A 19399-nucleotide genomic window follows, 5' to 3' on the forward strand; every position below is an offset into this window, starting at 1 on the left:
ACATTCCCGCATTTTTAACCTCAAAAAGCGAAAAAGGAATAAAAACGAAGATATCGCCGGCAAATACCGTCTCTATCACCCAGATTATTCAAATCGCCGACGATACGACACCGACGAAAATCGCGACAGTACATTCCGAAGGGAGGAATATTTAATCTTGACGTCATTCCGTCGTATTCGAAAAGTTCAATAACAAATAAAAAACAAAGCACAAAAAACAACCGATTTAAGTTAATCTTTTCGTATTTTTGTATCGATAATAACCATCGATTTTGAAATTATGGAAATAGTTATTGGCATTGATGTCGGCGGAAGCACGACCAAAATCATCGGTGTGGACAAAGGAGGCATCAAGTACCCGATGATTGTGACTGCCGACGATCCGATCACCTCTTTATTCGGGGCGTTCGGCAAATACTTGTACGATAATAAGATTCAACTCTCGGACGTGAAGAAAGTCATGCTCACCGGCGTAGGAAGCCATTACGTGAATCAAGAACTCTACGGACTTCCTACGCACCACGCCGACGAATTCGAAGCCGACGGCTTAGGCGCGCACTACGGGTCGAAACTGAAGAACCTGATCGTGGTCAGCATGGGTACGGGAACTTCGTTCGTGAAAGTGGAAGGGGATACCATCAAGCATATAGGAGGAGTAGGAATAGGCGGAGGTACCATTCTCGGCCTTTCCAGCGTGTTATTCAAGACTTCGGATATACATCGCATCGTAGAATTGGCGAAGAACGGACGTATCGACAACGTCGACCTGCAAATACGGGATATCAGCAATGCCCCCCTGCCGGGACTGCCGCTTTACGCTACGGCCTCGAGCTTGGGAAAGGCCACCGCCACCACTGCGGCCGAGGATATGGCGACCGGCATCCTGCACATGGTGCTCTTAAGCATCGGACAATCCGCAATCTTCGCCGCCATGAACAGTCCGATAAAAGACTTCGTCATGATAGGCAACTTAGCCAAGCTCCCGCAATGTAAAGTTATATTCCCCATTCTGCAGGAACTCTACCACGTGCGTTTCCACATCCCAGAATACGCAGAATACCGCACCGCCCTCGGAGCGGCCCTATCTGGAATCAAAGCATAATCACCGATGACTGAGCGTCGAAGCAAAAGGATAAACAACCGATGGACGACAGCGGAAACGAACTGAGAGAAAATCCCCATTTTTAGGTATTGTAGGCTTCGACTGCGATGCCTACTTTTGTCAGAAAATAATTTTTTAAATAGTAAAGAAATGAACAAAACTTTAGTTGTTTATGGTTCCTCGACAGGCACCTGTCAGACAATAGCAGAAAAGATTGCAGGGTTGCTCGGAGCAGACATCATCGATGTGAATGCGTTGACGACCGACAAACTGAACGATTATCAGAACCTCTTGCTCGGCACCTCTACGTGGGGAGCGGGCGAAATGCAAGACGATTGGTACGACGGAGTAAAGGTATTGAAGTCGGCCGACCTCGCAGGAAAGACGATCGCCCTGTTCGGTTGCGGAGATTGCGAATCTTATTGCGATACCTTTGTCGGAGGAATGGGAGAATTGTATGAATGCATCAAAGACTGCGGAGCCAAATTCGTCGGACAGACCGCTACGGACGGGTATACTTTCGATGCCTCGGATGCGGTGGTAGAGGGAAAATTTGTCGGACTCGTCCTCGACGAAGTGAACGAAGACAATAAGACGGACGACCGAATCAATGCCTGGATCGAGGAAATAAAAAGCAGCTTATAAACACAGGGGAAAGATTGACCATGCCACAAAAAGCGATCCTGCCAATCGATATGAAAGTATTGATGAATCACATTTACGAATACAAGAAAGGAGTTCGGAAAATGGTGCTGTTCACTTTCAACAAGAAGTACGAACCGTTTGCGGTGGCGCGCTTGGAAAGCCAGCACATCAATTACCTCATCCAACCCGTGGGGAACGACCGGCTGAACCTCTATTTCGGAAACAAAGCATGCATCGATGCCGTACGGCTGCTGGCTACCCGCCCCTTAAACGATCTATCGCCCGAAGAGGATTTCATCCTCGGCACCATGTTGGGCTACGACTTGTGCGCCCAATGCGAACGATATTGCGAACGCAAAGGACACAACAACACGAACATTCAATAAATCGCTAACCATACTCTATTTAGGAAGAGAGGGATTGCTTTCGACAAGCAATCCCTCCCCTATTTATATCGAAACGACGCGTCGGCATGCCTCGTCATGCTCCCAAAGAATTTGACGACGAGATTCGGAACCGTGCCATTGAGGTTCAAGATAGATCCGTTGACGTTGAATAACCTATCCGTTGAGGTTCCGAACCTCGTCGTCGACGTTGGGCAACCTAAAATTTGACGTCCCGGACGTATCCGGATAGGTTGTGCAACCTATCCGGCGAGGTTCGGAACGTCGACGACGGGATAAACAACCGCGCCGGAGGAATTCCGGACGTGTCCGGGTACGTCGAGGACGATATGCCCCTCTTCGCTACAGACGATCCGATCAGCGAGAAAGAAAATGGATTTCTCAATGAAAAAATCCGTGCTTTTACTTGCATATCCTAAAAGATATCGTACATTTGCATCGAATTTAGCGAAAACAAAACGATGAAAGCGTCAATGAATGCATCTTTCTTTTTCTATTTTTACTTTTACTTTAGCAAAGAAGTGAAGCGGGAGTTTGCATACGTCAATCTAAGCAATTAAATGAATTCGAAATAACCACAAAATCCCGCTCGACTACCAGCGGGATTTTTTATTAAACAAGCATTCATACAAGATGAAAAAAATAGCAATACAAGGGATAAGGGGCTCGTTCCACGACATTGCCGCCCATCAGTACTTCCCCCATGAGGAACTTAATCTGATCTGTTGCGATACGTTCGAAGAGATCTTCGAACACATCAAACAAGACAACCGTGTAATCGGTTTCATGGCTATCGAGAACACCATTGCCGGCAGCTTGCTGCACAATTACGAATTGCTTCGGGAAAGCGGCTGCACGATCGCCGGTGAACAAAAGCTTCGCATTTCGCACAGCTTCCTCTGTCTTCCGGAAGACGACTGGGATAGCTTGACCGAGGTGAACTCTCACCCCGTCGCCTTGGCTCAATGCCGCAACTTCCTGAACGCCCATTCCCGACTGAAGATCGTCGAGACGGACGATACGGCCAAAAGCGCGGCGATCATCAAGGAGAACCATCTGAGAGGTCATGCCGCCATCTGCTCGAAAGATGCCGCCGAACTCTACGGCATGAAAATCTTGGCCGAAGGCATCGAGACGAACAAACACAACTTCACCCGCTTCCTGGTCGTTGCCGATCCGTGGATGACCGACGACTTGCGCGACCGTTCCGGCGTAAACAAGGCCAACATCGTATTCGCCCTGCCGCATACCGAAGGAAGTCTGTCGCAAGTGCTCTCCATCTTTTCTTTCTATCGCATCAGTCTGACGAAAATACAATCCCTGCCCATCATCGGGCGCGAATGGGAATACCTTTTCTACGTCGACGTAATCTTCCACGATTACCTGCGATACCGTCAGTCTATCGACGCCGTAACCCCACTCACCAAAGAACTTAAAATATTAGGAGAATATGAAGAAGGAAAATCGATCCTATGAGATAGAGCCGGCTCGCCGGTTGGCCGAAATCAGCGAATACTACTTCAGCCGGAAGCTGAAAGAAGTCGCCACGATGAATGCGGAAGGCATGGACATCATCAGCCTCGCCATCGGCAGCCCGGATATGCCGCCCTCTCGCGAGACGATCGACGTGCTGTGCGAAGAAGCCCACCGGCCGACAACACACGGCTACATGCCCACCGCCGGCATACCGGAACTCAGAAAAGCGATGGCCGACTGGTACAAACGATGGTACGACGTAGATCTCGACCCGGACACGGAAATCCAGCCGCTGATCGGTTCGAAGGAAGGTATTCTGCATGCGACGCTGGCATTCGTCGATCCGGGCGATCGGGTGCTCATCCCGAATCCGGGCTACCCCACCTATACGGCTGTCAACAGACTGTTAGGGAGCGACATCGTTTACTACGACCTGCTGGAGAACAATCGGTGGCAACCCGACTTCGACGCTTTGGAAAAGATGGATCTTCGCAAGGCGAAGCTGATGTGGACGAACTATCCCCACATGCCCACGGGCGGAAATGCCAGCCTGGAACTTTACACGAAACTGGTCGACTTTGCACGGCGACACCGCCTGGTAGTGGTCAACGACAATCCCTACAGCTTCATCCTCAACCGCAAACCGATCAGCATCCTGAACGTACCGGGAGCGAAAGACTGCTGCATAGAATTCAATTCCATGAGCAAGAGCCATAACATGCCCGGATGGCGCGTGGCCATGCTGGCAAGCAACGCCCGATTCGTCCAATGGATTCTGAAGGTGAAGAGCAACATCGACAACGGCACCTTCAAACCCGTGCAACTGGCAGCTGCGCAAGCTTACCGCAACTCGCGGGCATGGCACGAAGAAGCCAATTACAACGTATACGACCGTCGCCGGAAATGGGCGGAGCAAATCATGACGAGCTTAGGATGCACCTTCGATCCCGCACAAACGGGCATGTTCCTTTGGGGACGCATCCCCGATGCCTATGCCGACGCAGAAGCTCTGACGGAAAAGATTCTTCACGAAGCAAGGGTATTCGTTACTCCCGGCTTCGTCTTCGGCAGCAACGGGAAACGTTATATCCGCATATCCCTCTGTGCGAAAGAAGAGCGAATACGAGAAGCGCTAAAACGAATTCAAACCTCGATAAAACAGTAAAAACAAAATACAGATGGAATTAGATTTACAATCGTTAGCGCTCCCCGGCGTGGAACCGCGACGCCCCCTCGTCATTGCAGGGCCGTGCAGCGCAGAGACGGAAGAACAAGTGATGAACACCGCCCGGCAACTGGCGAAAAAGGGTATCCGAATTTTCCGCGCAGGGATATGGAAACCGCGTACGAAACCGGGAAGTTTCGAAGGCGTCGGCGCGGAAGGCTTGCCCTGGATGCAGGCGGTAAAGCGGGAAACAGGCCTGTTGGTCGCTACCGAAGTGGCAACGGCCAAGCATGTGGACGAATGCCTGAAAACAGGCATAGACATCCTCTGGATCGGAGCCCGTACCTCGGCAAACCCCTTTGCCGTACAAGAGATCGCCGACGCGCTGAAAGGCGTAGACATACCGGTGATCGTCAAAAACCCGGTCAACCCCGATTTAGAACTGTGGGTCGGGGCCTTGGAACGAATCAACGGGGCCGGTCTGAAACGGTTGGCGGCCGCTCATCGCGGCTTTTCTTCATTCGATGAAAAGATCTATCGAAACATGCCGCAATGGCATATCCCCATGGAGCTTCGCCGGCGGATTCCTCGCCTCCCCATCTTCTGCGACCCGAGCCATATCGGAGGGAAACGCGAGCTGATCGCCCCGCTTTGTCAGCAGGCAATGGATTTGGGCTTCGACGGCCTGATCATCGAGTCACATTGCAATCCAGATGGGGCCTGGAGCGATGCCGCCCAACAGGTTACGCCGGAGGTGTTGGACTACATACTGAACCTGTTAGTGATCCGCGACACCAAACAAACTACGGAAAGTCTGCGCGAACTGCGTAGCCAAATCGATGAGTGCGACGATCAAATCATCGACGTCCTGTCCAAACGCATGCGCATCTGCCGCGAAATCGGCACTTATAAAAAAGAACACGACATGACGGTGCTGCAACCAACCCGTTACAACGAAATTCTGGAGAATCGCGGAACCCAAGGTTCTATTTGCGGCATGGATGCGGACTTCATCAAGAAAGTATTCGTGGCGATCCATGAAGAAAGCGTACGCCAACAGTTGGAAATCATTAACCAATAAACGCAAGCCGATGAGAATATTGATCCTGGGAGCCGGCAAAATGGGCTCTTTCTTTACCGACGTGCTCAGTTTTCAGCACGAGACGGCCGTCTACGATATCGATCCGAAACGTCTCCGTTTCGTATACCACTGTTATCGCTTCACCCGAACGGAAGAAATCAAAGAGTTCAAACCGGAACTGCTTATCAATGCGGTGACCGTCAAGTTCACCATCGACGCTTTCGATCGGGTTCTTCCTTACCTACCAAAAGATTGCATCATCAGCGACATCTCTTCGGTAAAAACCGGCCTGAAGGAATACTACGAGCGGACCGGCTTCCGTTACGTATCCACCCATCCGATGTTCGGTCCTACGTTTGCCAATCTCGATCAGTTGAGCAACGAAAATGCGATCCTCATCAGCGAAGGCGATCACCTCGGAAAGATCTTCTTCAAAGACTTATACCTGAACTTAGGACTGCATATCTTCGAATACACCTTCGAGGAACACGATGAAACAGTGGCTTATTCATTGTCCATCCCCTTCGTTTCGACCTTCGTCTTCGCCGCTGCGATGAAACATCAGGATGCGCCGGGCACGACCTTCAAACGCCATCTGGCAATTGCTAAAGGCGTACTGAATGAAGACGATTATTTGCTTCAGGAAATCTTATTCAACCCCAGAACACCCGCTCAGGTAGAGCGCATCCGTACGGAAATGAACGATTTACTGGATATTATCTCACAGAAAGATTCGTCGCGCATGCACGCCTACCTGGAAAAAATCAGATTGCATATCAAATGAAGAAATTAGTGATATTCGACTTGGACGGCACGCTGCTGAATACGATCGCCGACCTCGCTACGGCCACCAATCAAGCCCTTGCTTCGTACGGATACCCGACCCATGAAACCGATCGGTACAACTATTTCGTAGGTAACGGCATCGACAAACTGTTCGAACGCGCCTTGCCCGAAGGAGAGAAAACGGAGCGAAACGTGTTGAGAATCCGCGAACGGTTTATCCCTTATTACGACGAACATTGCACGGACTTTACTAAACCGTATCCCCATATCCCCGAATTGTTGGAGACGATCCAGCGGAAAGGCCTTCGGATAGCCGTCGCTTCGAATAAATACCAACAGGCCACGAGCAAACTGATTCCCTTTTATTTCCCGAATATCCAATTCGCAGCCGTTTTCGGACAACGCAAAGGCGTCCCCCGCAAACCGGATCCTACGACGGTCATCGATATTATGAACAGGGTCGGAGTAAGTAGGGAGGAAACCTTTTATGTGGGAGACTCGAACGTGGATATGCAAACTGCGCGCCATGCACACGTCGACGGCATCGGTGTTACCTGGGGCTTCAGGCCGAGAGAAGAATTGGAGAAAGATCACCCCTTTGCTATCGTCGATAAGGCTGAAGAGATTTTGTCATACCTGCAGCGATGGGAAGAGACGCCCGAAACGAAGCAATCAAATCGACAGTTCATCCAACACGCGGATTAAGGAACGGTCGATGGGCTTATCCTTTTTGACGGCATTGACAAAAGGCACGTAAACGACTTTATCGTTCTGGATACCTATCATCACATTCCGTTGCCCTTCCAACAAGGCATCGATCGCTCCGACGCCCAACCGACTCGCCAGAATACGATCATAAGCCGTCGGTGCTCCTCCTCGCTGCAAATGTCCCAAAATAGAGACTCGCACATCGTATTGCGGATATTCCGCTTTCACCCGTTCGGCGTAATGCATGGCGCCGCCGTCTTTCGGGCTTTCCGAGACAATCACGATACTGCTGTTCTTCGTTTTGCGGAATCCTCGTCCGATAAACAGTTCCAACTGATCCACATCCGTTCGGTCTTCCGGAATAATAGCGGCCTCCGCACCCGAAGCGATAGCGCTGTTCTGCGCCAGAAAGCCGGCATCGCGCCCCATCACTTCGACGAAAAAGATCCGATCGTGCGAGGTAGCCGTGTCCCGAATTTTATCCACACATTCCACAATCGTGTTCAAGGCCGTATCATATCCGATGGTGGAATCCGTGCCGTACAAGTCGTTATCAATCGTGCCCGGCAATCCGATGCAGGGCACGTCGTATTCAGTGGCAAAGTCGCGAGCGCCGGCTAACGAGCCGTTTCCGCCTATGACGATCAAGGCGTCGATACCTTCCCGCTCCAATGTTTCGTTTGCTTTTTGCCGACCTTCCGGTGTTTTAAATGCCTCCGAACGGGCGGTCTTTAAGATCGTACCGCCGCGTTGGATAATACTGCTTACATCCTGAGTTGTAAACTCTTTCACTTCCCCGTTTATCAAACCTTCGTATCCTCGAAAAATAGCCTTCACGCGAAAATTATTGCATATCGCGCTACGAGTCACGGCACGTATGGCAGCATTCATACCGGAAGCATCGCCTCCGGAGGTTAAAACCCCTATACATTTAATCGTCTTCATATTCGAATTTATTTTTCATTTTCCAGTTGCAAAATTATATCAATTACGCGATTAATCGGATGAGAGAGACTGGCGATTCGCATTTCATGTCGAAGTTTCGACGTTTCTGCCGTCGAGTTTCTGGACGAAAGCGGATATATCGGCTTTCAGTTTCTTAAAGATGGGACAATCTTTAAAGTCGGTATTTTTCTTCAGCACGAGGTCCAAGTTCAACTGACGCTGTTCATAGCACGACAACTCATTCTGGTATTGCAAGCCGTGCGTAGCCAACTGGGAGATTTCCTCTTCCCGTTCCTTTCTGAGAAGCGTACAAACAGGAGTCAATAAGCGTATCACCACATTATTCATGATATGATGCCCCTGAATGAACAAATAGGTATTGTCCGGCGTAACGCCTAACGTTTCCAATTCGTTCTTCAGCTCCTCTATCTCTTGGAGCATGTCTTTATGTTTTTCTTCCAGACTTTTGATTTTCCGTTGGACGCGATGTTTCATCGCATCCAGAGAATATTCGAGACGATATACGTTCACGTGATCCAATTTCACGAATCTGCCGAAATCCGACAATGACAATTCGTTCAACTGATGCTTTCGGTAAAACCAGACAGACCAGACGAACAGCGGATATGCTATTTGAGAATATAGCTTCATGAACGAGACGAAATCGATCAATTGACGATCGTTGAGCGTAGCATTCACGCAGACGTCGTGCAAAGATTCGGCATAACACTGGTAGTTTTCGATCGCATAGACGTACGTCTGGAAAACGTAAGGACTCTTATTGATATATCGTGACGTACTCGTCGAATCTTGCAACAGATAATCGTAGTCACTGTCTACACAGGCGATCATATTTTCCCCCAACCGCGATCCCAAATTATTTTCGAGTACGATCTTCTTCCCTTTCGACAAGGAAGTATTCGAAGGCAACATGATCTGGAAGTATCGGGTTTGATCTTCGAACTCGCCCAAGACGTTCCGCCAGAAAGCGATATCGTCATAACTCTCCACATACGCGATAATTTTATGACGGGATTTCTTCGGGCGCATACTATTAGCTGCTCCGAGATAAAAAGAAGAAAGATTATCGGTCAATCGTTGCGGCATGTCCTCTCGCTTTCTTTATTCGGCAGTAATATCGCTTACTTCTGTTACCACATCGGTCCATCCCTCCATGATCATGGCTGGAGAATGAGTGGTGAGGATGATCTGCACGTTCGGATTCAAATCGCGGATAATGGAAATAAGCCGTTGCTGCCATTCTACATGAAGCGATATTTCCGGTTCGTCCATAAAGAGCACGTCATGGTTGTTATCCTGTATCAAAACGGTCAAGAGAATGACCAGCATCTGCTTTTCGCCGGAAGAGAGCTGGTACGGGTAAAGGGTATCACCATCCTGCGTGAAGAGGATTTCGTTACTGTTGCGAATAATCTTTTTGTTTGTTTCACTGAACAAGTCGTCTATCAGATCGAGAAAATGTTGTTTGTTGGAAGCGATGTCGGTCGCTTTTCGTTGACTGTCGGGGGCTCCCGACGTCAGAGAGGCGATCATCCGATTGCCGATATTGACCTGATAATCGAGATAACGTCGTTGCAATTGATACAACTGGAAGTCGAGTTCTGTCTTCACATTCTGATTGGCCATCTTTTCCAACAAATCGGAATGGATGATGGGGCGGTCAAAACTTCGAATCACATCATAGCGGATGGAAGTAGCATCCTCCGGGTGGAACTTGAAGAACACGCCCGGCGTCCCTCCGTTTGTCAGATCGCCGCCTTGCAGGAGTCTTAACTTATCGATAGCTTTATTAATAATAGCGCTTTTACCGATGCCGTTGATTCCGCTCAGAATATTCACGTCGGGGCGCAGATCCCATGAGATATTTTTCCGTCCCCACAGACCGACAATCTCTATATGCGTTATATAATCAGCTTGTTTTCCCATACTTACAGGTATTAATCTCATCACAAAGATAAGGAATAAAATGGATTTATCGCTTTTACACCCCATAAATATCATAGAAAAGGTAAAATCGGACATTCGATCCCATCCCTCGCCATGCTGAAAAATCAGGCGGAAACAACAGCTTTTGCACAAATACCAGGCTGAGCTCTTCCATATAAACGGAAATATAGTATCTTTGCGCATGAACAATATGTAAAACCATGAAAAAATATATCCTATTAAGTCTTGCACTAAGTTGTTTCGTTACGACGGCTCAGGCTCAAAACACGAATCTGTCCGATGCAGTCCGGCAAGGCATCCGTCAAAGTATGGAACAAACCCGAAATGCGAATTGGAACGAAGCCTTCGCCATCTGTCGCCAATTGGACGCGCTTTTGCATAACGATACCCAGACTTCGAAAGATCCGCATTATGCGCTGCACTATTTAGTGGCAAAGGAACGCCTCCGAATGTATAACCGCATCCGCAAACCGGAATCGGGTAAGCAGCAGCTCGACATCATGCAGACTTATGCCGTTCAGTCCAAGATAGATACCCTGCAAACCGATTATTGGTATGCGAAAGCTCAATACCATCAACTCTTCGGACAAACCGCACAAAGCTTGGAGAGTTACAAGCAATGGTTCGCCCGCAAAGTGTCGGGGCAGAGTACGGATGCGATCGAACAATCGTACCGGAATATTCTCGATCAGGCGAAACAGGAAGCGAACCCAGCGCTCGCCTCTTCCATGCAAATCCTTTATAACCATTGGAAAGATTCTATCCGGACGGCTAAAGACGCGGCAACATTGCATACGCTGAAACAACAATACAGCGAAAGTCAACAATCATTAAAGGAAAAAGAGGTCAAGATCTCGACCAACAAGATCCTGATCGGTCTGTTGGGATCCGTCGCCGCTATTTTAGCCGTCGCCGTCATCTTCCTGATCTTCTCCCTGTTGCGTTTTATCGTGAAGAACAAATCGCTGAGACGCAGCTTAGAGCTGGCCAACGATAACAACAATCTGAAATCCCAATACATCAATCATATCAGCGAACAGGTGGAACCAACGCTTGCCGATATTCGCACCAAAGCCGCCGATGCAACCACCCGAGAAAATATCGACGCCCTCCTCACGCTCTTCAACGATGTACAGACCTACATCGGCTTGGAAGAAACTCGAGATGAGATGTATCCGACGGAGCAAATTAATGTTTGCGATTTCTGTGAAAAATTGATGGAAGAAGCCAAGGTTTGGTTCAAACCGGAAGTCGAATCGGTAATAAAAGTTCCGCGCGTTTTCATCCATACCAATGCCGAAGCTTTAGGCCGGATTATCCGCCATTTGCTGAAAAATGCCGCTGCCCATACCCAAACGGGAAAGATCACGGTCGAATTTAAGAAACGGAGCGCTCACACGGGGCAGTTCCTCATCACCGATACCGGTTGCGGCATCGCACAAGCGCTCCGCCCCAGCCTCTTCAAGCCCTTTAAAGCTGTCGAAGACCTTCGCAAAGGCGATAAATTAGGTTTGCCCATTTGCAGCCTTATCGCTTATAAACTGAATGGAGAACTGCATATAGATAACGACTTCAAGAAAGGTACCCGCTTCATCCTCGAACTGCATGCCAAATTACAAGCATGAACGATGGGAAACAATTTTTCCCCTCTCATTCATTGACATACATGAACGGCATATCCTTTCTGAACTCTTCCATCAACTTCAAGCCCTTCGAGGTACAAACTCCCCGCAAGAAGACGAAGAGAATGGTCTCAAAGACCTCACTCAACGAATATTTTTTCACGAGGTCGGAATGGAGCATATTCTCCATTTGTTCTTCAAACATCTGTTCCAGAATGCCGAACTTGATATTTGCACAGAATATTCCCTGTTCCACGCCTTTCAGGTAAAACTCCTCCGCACTGACGGAATTACTTTCCCGTCGACTTTTCAAATAACGGACAATCAGCGGGTACCGGTCCAAGTCTTCAAAAAATTTGATGTTGGTATTCTTCAAATGTTGCATATTCCACCGATAAAACTTGAAAATAATTTCCAACACGTTCGAAGCCTCTCCCAATACACTTCTCATGTATTTATCCATCTCGACATCTTTCTGCTTTATCACTTCGAAAAGCAATTCTTCCTTATCACGAAAGAGTTGATAAAGCGTTCTTTTGGAAATGGTCAATTCTTTCGCCAAATCATCCATCCGCACTTGTTTGATACCTTTGGATTCAAAAGCCGAAGATGCAGCCTTTATCACCTCCTGGCGGATTTTCAACTTGCCGGAACGTCTGTCGTGCCCGATATCAGCTGCCAACGCTTCCATCATTCACTGATAATACCCAATTTCGATTCCCGGATGAATTTTACCAGATAAACGATTTCCGGACCGGTCGGAATCTGCTCTTCGATCCGTCGCAACGCTTCCTCCTGCGTGGTATTCACCTTGTACAACAAACGGAAGGCATGGTTCAAATGCTTTATAACGGTTTCCGAGAAATGAAAATGTTCCAAAATGGTGACGTTGACCCCTTCGAACGAACCTCCCCGTTCGCTATTGACCACACAATAGGGAGGAACGTCTTTCTGGAAATTCGTTCCCCCTAACACGACGGCATATTTCCCCACGTGCGTGTTTCCCTGCATCAAGACGTTGGAGGTGAGTATCGAACAATCGTCTACCACTCCGTGACCCGAGATCTGCGAACCGTTGCCGATGATGCACGCATGGCCTACGTGCACGTCGTGAGAAAGGCGTGCGCCCTGCATGATAAAATTCCCGTTGCCGACCCTCGTTTCGCCGCCGGGATGCGTGGCGCGTATTACTACCGCATTTTCTCTGATTACATTTTTATCGCCGATACGGGCGATCGTGTCCTCGCCCTTATAAAAGAAATCCTGCGGTTCCGCCCCGATCACCGCACCGTTGAAGATGCGATTTCCGTTTCCCACGCGGGCGCCGCTCATAATACTTGCATGAGGCATGATGACATTATCATCGCCTATTTCTACATTTTTGTCAATATAGACAAAAGGACAAACCGTTACATTTTTCCCGATCTTTGCAGACGGATCGACATATGCCAATGGACTAATCATAATCATTCTTTTAAGTGTTATTCCCTTCCTCCACCTAAAGCGCTGTACAAGTCGATCACGGCCTGAAGGCGCTGGTAGGCATCGGATGCTTCGTTCAATCGAGCATTCAACAAGGATTGCTCTGCCGAAATTATTTCTAGGTAGGTGGCTTTAGCGACCTTGAATAGATCTTTACTCATGGCGAGAGCCTTTGTCATGTTCTCGATCTGAGCCCGATGCTCCGTCCACTTTTTACCGGCCGTATCGTAGAGATACAAAGCATCGCTGACTTCCTTGCCCGCTTCCAATATTTTTTGCTGATAATTCATCTTCGCGATCTGTTCCTCCCGCTTAGTGACCTTTAGGTTGGCAATCAATTTCCCGCGCTGGAAAATCGGTTGGGTGAGAGAACCTATCGCCTGCCAAAGAAACATGGCAGGATTGGAAATGATCGTTCCGTTCGAACCGTTCGTCCAACCGGCGGTACCGGTCAACATCACGTTCGGATAGAAGGCTGAGCGAGCCTGATTGGTCTGGTAATAAGCGCCGGCTAAAGTCATCTCGGCCATCCGCACGTCCGGCCGATTCTCCAACAGTTGCAAAGGAACGCCGACAGTGAGATTCTCCGGCATCATCTGCTCGTCCAGCGCAGTACGCTCTATCCGTTGAGGGGTACGTCCCAACAGGACGGCCAATGAGTTTTCCGTCTCGCGAACCTGACGTTGCAGATCGGCCAACGAGGCCTGCGTCTGATGACAGGCGCCTTCACTTTGCGCCACGGCAACTTCGGTAGTCATGGCAGCCTCCTTGTAGGCTTTCATAGTACGTACCGTTTCCTCCATCAGGCGAAGATTTTCCGAAGTGACTTCTACCTGCCGGTCGAGCATCAGCAACGTATAATAAGCGTTGGCCACACCGCAAATAAGTTGAGAACGAACGGCCTGGCGCGATGCTTCCCGTTGCAAATAAGTGGCACGCTGGCCGCGATCCGCATTCAACAGCTTACCGAACAAATCGACTTCCCAGCTCGCAGCCACCGGTAAGGTATAATTCTGCACCGGTTTTGCTTTATCCACACTGGTCAGGGAACCTTGCGGAGCCATAGCCAAAGAGGGAAGAAACGAGAGGTGAGCGGCGGTAAGCAAAGCCTTGGCTTCTTCTACCCGAAGAATAGCAGCCTGCATATCCACATTATTGGAAAGTCCTTCCTCAATCAAGGATTGGAGCTGCGCATCCCGAAAGACCTCGCGCCACTGCCAATTACCTAAATTGGCAGTGTCATTGGGCACCAGCATATCATTGTATGCGACCGGATCGCGATAGAGGCCCTCGACATGGATCGAATCGGGACGTTCATACGATTTATAGATTCGGCAACTGCTCATCAACAAAGCGATACCGCCTAATACAATCAACTTCTTCATACTACTATTCTTTAACGTATTGTTGAATTTCTGAATTAACCGCTTCCTTCTCCATATCATTCCATACGATGGGTTTAACTTTCTCCTGCAGCCACTCGAAGATAGAGAACAATACGGGAACAACGAATAGCTGGAACAACATGCCGATCAACATGCCACCTACGGCCGCCGTACCTAATGTACGATACCCGTGGGCACCCGCCCCGGTAGCGACCATCAACGGGAACAAGCCGACGATCATGGCTAAAGAAGTCATCAAGATTGGCCGAAGACGAGCGGAAGCGCCTAAGACGGCAGCCCAGCCGATGCCCATTCCCTGCTTGCGACGGTCGAGGGCGAATTCCACAATCAGAATAGCATTCTTCGCCAGCAATCCCATCAGCATGATCAAGGCAATCTGCATGTAAATATCGTTCGACATCGTCCCGAGTATCATTTTCAGGAAAGAAACGGATCCTAAGGCGCCATACAATTCTACAAAGATGAAACTGCCCATCAGACCGAACGGTATGGAAAACAATACGGACAACGGGAGGATATAACTCTCGTATTGAGCGCTCAATAACAAGTACACAAAGACTAAACAGAGCACAAAGATGATCGCCGTAGAATTACCGCTTGTCTGTGCTTCTTCGCGGGCCATACCGCCTAACTCGTAGCTGAACCCGACAGGCAGATTCTTCCCTGCCACCTCAGAGATCGCATTCAGTGCCTGCCCGGAAGTATAACCGTCGCCCGGATTCACCATGACCGTCATGGAAGTATAGAGATTGAAACGGTTGATAATATCGGGGCCGTATACTTTCTTCATGGTGAAGAATTGAGTGATAGGTGCCATATCGTCACCGTTCCGAATCATCACCTTATTCAACGACTCCACATTGGAACGGTCTTGCGGACGGGCTTGCACCATGACGCGGTACATTTTACCGAAACGGTTGAAGTTGGATGCATACAAACCGCCATAATAGCCTTGCAGCGTGGAGAGAATAGTACTCGGACTGATGCCCGCCTTCTTGCAGGCCGCCGCGTCAATATCGATCTGATATTGGGGGAAGTTCGGGTTGAACGTAGTTTGCGCAGTCTGTATTTCAGGACGTTTCTGCAAAGCAGCAATAAAATCGTTCGTCACTTCGAAGAAATGATCCAACGTGCCGCCCGTCTTGTCCTGCATATTCAACTGTATGCTGCTCGACATGGAATAACCGGGAATGGAAGGGGGCATGAAAAACAGTACCTGTGCGTCCTTAATAATCTTCTGCGCACGCATGAACAAAGTGATGTAAATCATATCCGCACTTTGCATCAGGCCCCGTTCGTCCCATGGCTTCAAACGGATGATGAACGACCCGTAAGAAGGTCCCTGCCCGCCGATAAAACTGTAACCCGAAATCATGGTGCGGGAGGCGACAGTCGGCTCAGCGGCAATCAAGCTATCCACTTTCATGAAGATTTGTTCGGCGCGATCTTGCGACGTTCCCGGAGGAAGTGTAACCGCTCCCATCAACGTGCCCTGATCTTCCGTAGGCACCATGCCTGTCGGAGTAACCCTCATTAAAATCACCAAGAGGATAATGGATACCGGTACGGCTACGTAGACGAATCTCTTGCGCTTTATCAAACCGACCACCTTGCGGCGATATTTACTCAAGAGCTTATCGTAAGAGGCATTGAACGCCGTATGGAAACGATCAATAAAAGTCGATTTCTTATCCGTCGTGCCATTTTCATCCTTCGGCTTCAAGAACAATGCGCAAAGGGCCGGCGACAAAGTCAAAGCATTTAAAGCGGAAATGCCGATGGCGATGGCCATCGTCAAACCGAACTGGCGATAGAAGGTGCCGGAGGTACCTCCGATAAACGATACAGGAATAAATACGGCCATCATGACCAAGGTAATGGAAACGATCGCGCCACCCAATTCGTTCATGGCATCGATGGAAGCTTCGCGAGCCGAATGATAGCCCTGATCCAACTTCGCATGAACCCCCTCGACAACTACGATGGCGTCGTCGACGACAATCGCAATGGCCAATACCAATGCACTTAACGTCAACAAGTTCAAACTGAAGCCGAACAAGTTCAATACGAAGAACGTACCGACCAACGATACGGGGATGGCAATAGCCGGTATCAAGGTGGATCGCATATCCTGCAAGAAGATATACACCACGATGAATACGAGGATAAAGGCTTCGATCAAAGTCTTGACCACCTCGTGGATGGACGCAAACAAGAAATCGTTGGCACTCTGTGCGATATTGATCTTCAACCCCGTCGGTAAATTCTGGTTCGTTTCATTCAACGTCTTTTCCAATTGCGAAATGGTAGCAGTGGCGTTCGAACCGGCCAATTGGAAAGCAATAGCCGTTACGCCGGTATGACCGTCCACTCTGTTGATGAAGTTATAGGTAAGTCGTCCCAATTCAATCTCTGCAAGATCTTTCAAGCGCAGAATCTGCCCGTCGGCCAAAGCCTTGACAACGATGTTGCCGAATTCTTCCTCCGTCTGTAAACGTCCCCTATACCGTAAAGTGTATTGGAATGTCTGATTAGAGCGTTCTCCGAACTGTCCGGGAGCCGCTTCTATGTTTTGCTCTGCTAAAACGGCGGATATGTCCGACGGCATCAAGCCGTATTGAGACATTACATCCGGTCGCAACCAAATCCGCATGGAATAATCCGCTCCCATCACAAATGCTTCGCCGACTCCGGACACGCGTTTCACTTCGGGTATGATATTGATCTGCGCATAGTTCTCGATAAAATCCATGGGGTATTTGTCCGATTCGTCTACCAGCGAGAAGATCATCAACATAGAACTCTGCCGCTTCATCGTGGTCACGCCGATTCTCGTCACTTCGGCAGGCAACAGCCCCTGAGCCATGGATACCCGGTTCTGCACGTTAATGGCGGCCATATCAGGATCCGTCCCCTGTTTAAAGTAAATGGTTATACTTGCACTACCGTTATTGGATGCAGAGGACGACATGTACATCATGTTCTCTACGCCGTTGATCTGCTCTTCCAACGGAACGACCACGCTGTTCAACACTGTCTGAGCGTTTGCCCCCGTATAGGTAGCGCTTACCATGACGGTCGGAGGCGCAATATTCGGATACTGGGTAATCGGCAAAGATACCAACCCGATAATTCCCAAGATAACGATAAATATAGAAATTACCGTGGACAGTACCGGACGATTAATAAATCTATCTAATTTCATTCTTTTCTGTCTTAATATGCTTAACTATCGGTTTATTTCAGAATGCGGTCTTGATATTGCCTTCTTTCTGATCTTTCAAAGCTTGTTGATATTTAGCCTTTTGCTGTTCCCGGGTGATCGGCTTGATTTCCTGTCCGTTCCGCAATTGCTGAACTCCTTCGATCACTATCTTGTCGCCGAGTTTCAAACCCTCTGTCACGACATAGTTCTGCCCGTCGTTCAGCGGAGAAGTTTCGATCACCGTAGTGGCAACTTTATTATCCTGATCCACCACAAAGACGAACTTCTTATCCTGAATTTCCTGTGTCGCCGATTGCGGTATTAAGATGACGTCATCCATCTGATACGGGAAAATAATATTCACGGTCCCCCCGCTGCGCAGTATGTTCTTCTTATTGCGAAAGACAGCACGCATGCTGACCGAACCGGTCGACTGGTCAATAACTCCGCTGACAGCATCGATCTTTCCCTTTTCATCATACATCGTTCCGTCTATCAACTGCAGTTGCACTTCCGGCATCTTGGCCAGTTCGTCTTTCAACGAGGCATTCGTTTTCGTTAACTTCAGCAATTCCTTTTCTGTCATCGAAAAATACACATACACATCGTCAATCTCACTGACTGTTGTCAGTGGCTGGGTGATAGAAGGGCCGACCAACGCACCTATACGATACGGAAACGTACCGACCACGCCGTTTGAAGGACTCGATACAGTACAAAATTCTAAATTCTGATTAGCAGCCGTAAGCTGAGCTTCGGCCTGAGCTAATTGAGCTTTAGCGGAAGCCAACTGATCGACAGCACTGGTATATTCAAAATCGCTGATAATATTCTTATCATGCAAACTCTTCTTCTGTTGTTCACTCAAAGAGGCAGTATTCAGGCTCGACCTCGCCATTTCGACTGCGGCTTTAGCTTGATGCACAGCAGCGGCATATTGAGTGGGATCAATCCCGAATAACGCCTGGCCTTTCCGAACCGTCGCTCCTTCGTCCACGTATAATTTCGTGATATTCCCCGATACCTGAGGACGGACTTCGATATCCTGCAAACCTTTGACGGTTGCCGGATAGGAGGTACTTTGCTGACTGCTCGCTTTCTGTACAGTCATCACGGCGAATTCGTCATCGCCCATCTTCATTCCGCTATTACCGCCACAACTATTCAATGCAACTATGGTTGCAGCTAATAGTATCCAACGATTGCCTAAATTCTTCATACTCTTTGTTATTTTCTTAAATTATTAATCGGCTGAAAACTTTTTAAGCCTTTTCAGTTTTTCGCCCTAAAAGTATACAATTTTCTGATGAGGAGGTATACATCATTCAATAGTTTAACTATTAATAACGCACCGCCATAGGTTATATATGATTCGACAGGAAGTTGAAACAACGGAATTTATCC

General features: G+C 48.7%; 17 protein-coding genes. 9 read left to right on the top strand and 8 right to left on the bottom strand.

The window, feature by feature from the left end; all coding sequences use genetic code 11:
• Positions 1-280 precede the first annotated feature (280 nt).
• The 8 genes from coaW to BN102_RS05105 all read left to right on the top strand — a co-directional run bounded on the left by coaW (position 281) and on the right by BN102_RS05105 (position 7364).
• Positions 281-1102: a type II pantothenate kinase gene (coaW, locus tag BN102_RS05065; protein ID WP_019208012.1), complete on the top strand. Its 822-nt coding sequence runs from the start codon at positions 281-283 to the stop codon at positions 1100-1102.
• 150 nt (positions 1103-1252) lie between these two features.
• Positions 1253-1747 carry a flavodoxin gene (locus tag BN102_RS05070; RefSeq protein ID WP_019208013.1) on the top strand — a complete coding sequence of 165 codons (495 nt, stop codon included), beginning with the start codon at positions 1253-1255 and terminating at the stop codon, positions 1745-1747.
• Positions 1748-1767: 20 nt separating this feature from the next.
• A complete protein-coding gene (locus tag BN102_RS05075) occupies positions 1768-2133 on the top strand; it encodes a DUF2023 family protein (protein WP_019208014.1) in 366 nt (121 codons plus the stop codon).
• Positions 2134-2784: 651 nt separating this feature from the next.
• Entirely contained in the window at positions 2785-3627 is an 843-nt protein-coding gene (locus BN102_RS05085) for a prephenate dehydratase (RefSeq protein ID WP_019208016.1), read from the top strand.
• Positions 3602-4792 (top strand): pyridoxal phosphate-dependent aminotransferase, encoded by a 1191-nt coding sequence (locus BN102_RS05090; protein WP_019208017.1) that lies wholly within the window; start codon positions 3602-3604, stop codon positions 4790-4792. Before BN102_RS05085 ends, BN102_RS05090 begins: the two co-directional genes overlap by 26 nt.
• A gap of 13 nt (positions 4793-4805) precedes the next feature.
• Positions 4806-5873, top strand: a complete 1068-nt coding sequence (locus BN102_RS05095; RefSeq protein WP_019208018.1) for a bifunctional 3-deoxy-7-phosphoheptulonate synthase/chorismate mutase type II — start codon at positions 4806-4808, stop codon at positions 5871-5873.
• 10 nt (positions 5874-5883) lie between these two features.
• Positions 5884-6657 (top strand): prephenate dehydrogenase, encoded by a 774-nt coding sequence (locus tag BN102_RS05100; protein WP_036787457.1) that lies wholly within the window; start codon positions 5884-5886, stop codon positions 6655-6657.
• Positions 6654-7364 carry an HAD family hydrolase gene (locus BN102_RS05105; RefSeq protein WP_019208020.1) on the top strand — a complete coding sequence of 237 codons (711 nt, stop codon included), beginning with the start codon at positions 6654-6656 and terminating at the stop codon, positions 7362-7364. The genes BN102_RS05100 and BN102_RS05105 overlap by 4 nt, the downstream gene beginning before the upstream one ends.
• On the opposite strand, the gene pfkA is transcribed toward BN102_RS05105, so the two are convergent.
• The 3 genes from pfkA to BN102_RS05120 all read right to left on the bottom strand — a co-directional run bounded on the left by pfkA (position 7332) and on the right by BN102_RS05120 (position 10259).
• Positions 7332-8312 (bottom strand): 6-phosphofructokinase, encoded by a 981-nt coding sequence (gene pfkA, locus BN102_RS05110; RefSeq protein ID WP_019208021.1) that lies wholly within the window; start codon positions 8310-8312, stop codon positions 7332-7334. The two genes, BN102_RS05105 and pfkA, sit on opposite strands and share 33 nt — an antisense overlap.
• An 84-nt stretch (positions 8313-8396) precedes the next feature.
• The gene (locus BN102_RS05115) at positions 8397-9419 is read right to left on the bottom strand and encodes a DUF4435 domain-containing protein (protein WP_021311510.1); all 1023 of its coding nucleotides are present in this window, start codon (positions 9417-9419) and stop codon (positions 8397-8399) included.
• A 15-nt stretch (positions 9420-9434) separates the two neighbouring features.
• Positions 9435-10259: an AAA family ATPase gene (locus BN102_RS05120; protein WP_019208023.1), complete on the bottom strand. Its 825-nt coding sequence runs from the start codon at positions 10257-10259 to the stop codon at positions 9435-9437.
• Positions 10260-10480: 221 nt separating this feature from the next.
• Between BN102_RS05120 and BN102_RS05125 the strand changes: the two genes are divergently transcribed.
• On the top strand, positions 10481-11905 hold the full coding sequence (locus BN102_RS05125; RefSeq protein WP_019208024.1) for a sensor histidine kinase: 1425 nt from the start codon (positions 10481-10483) through the stop codon (positions 11903-11905).
• 25 nt (positions 11906-11930) lie between these two features.
• On the opposite strand, the gene BN102_RS05130 is transcribed toward BN102_RS05125, so the two are convergent.
• From BN102_RS05130 to BN102_RS05150, 5 genes are read right to left on the bottom strand one after another with little or no spacing between them, the layout of a single operon-like run.
• A complete protein-coding gene (locus BN102_RS05130; protein WP_051007712.1) occupies positions 11931-12596 on the bottom strand; it encodes a TetR/AcrR family transcriptional regulator in 666 nt (221 codons plus the stop codon).
• Complete coding sequence (lpxA, locus tag BN102_RS05135) at positions 12593-13366, bottom strand: acyl-ACP--UDP-N-acetylglucosamine O-acyltransferase (RefSeq protein ID WP_036787459.1); 774 nt, start codon at positions 13364-13366, stop codon at positions 12593-12595. The genes BN102_RS05130 and lpxA overlap by 4 nt, the downstream gene beginning before the upstream one ends.
• A gap of 17 nt (positions 13367-13383) precedes the next feature.
• The gene (locus BN102_RS05140; protein WP_019208027.1) at positions 13384-14769 is read right to left on the bottom strand and encodes an efflux transporter outer membrane subunit; all 1386 of its coding nucleotides are present in this window, start codon (positions 14767-14769) and stop codon (positions 13384-13386) included.
• Between the two features lie 4 nt (positions 14770-14773).
• Positions 14774-17995, bottom strand: a complete 3222-nt coding sequence (locus BN102_RS05145) for an efflux RND transporter permease subunit (RefSeq protein ID WP_036787331.1) — start codon at positions 17993-17995, stop codon at positions 14774-14776.
• Positions 17996-18032: 37 nt separating this feature from the next.
• Positions 18033-19214 carry an efflux RND transporter periplasmic adaptor subunit gene (locus BN102_RS05150; protein WP_036787334.1) on the bottom strand — a complete coding sequence of 394 codons (1182 nt, stop codon included), beginning with the start codon at positions 19212-19214 and terminating at the stop codon, positions 18033-18035.
• Positions 19215-19399 lie beyond the last annotated feature (185 nt).

It is taken from the genome of Phocaeicola abscessus CCUG 55929 (assembly GCF_000312445.1).
GTDB lineage: Bacteria > Bacteroidota > Bacteroidia > Bacteroidales > Bacteroidaceae > Phocaeicola > Phocaeicola abscessus.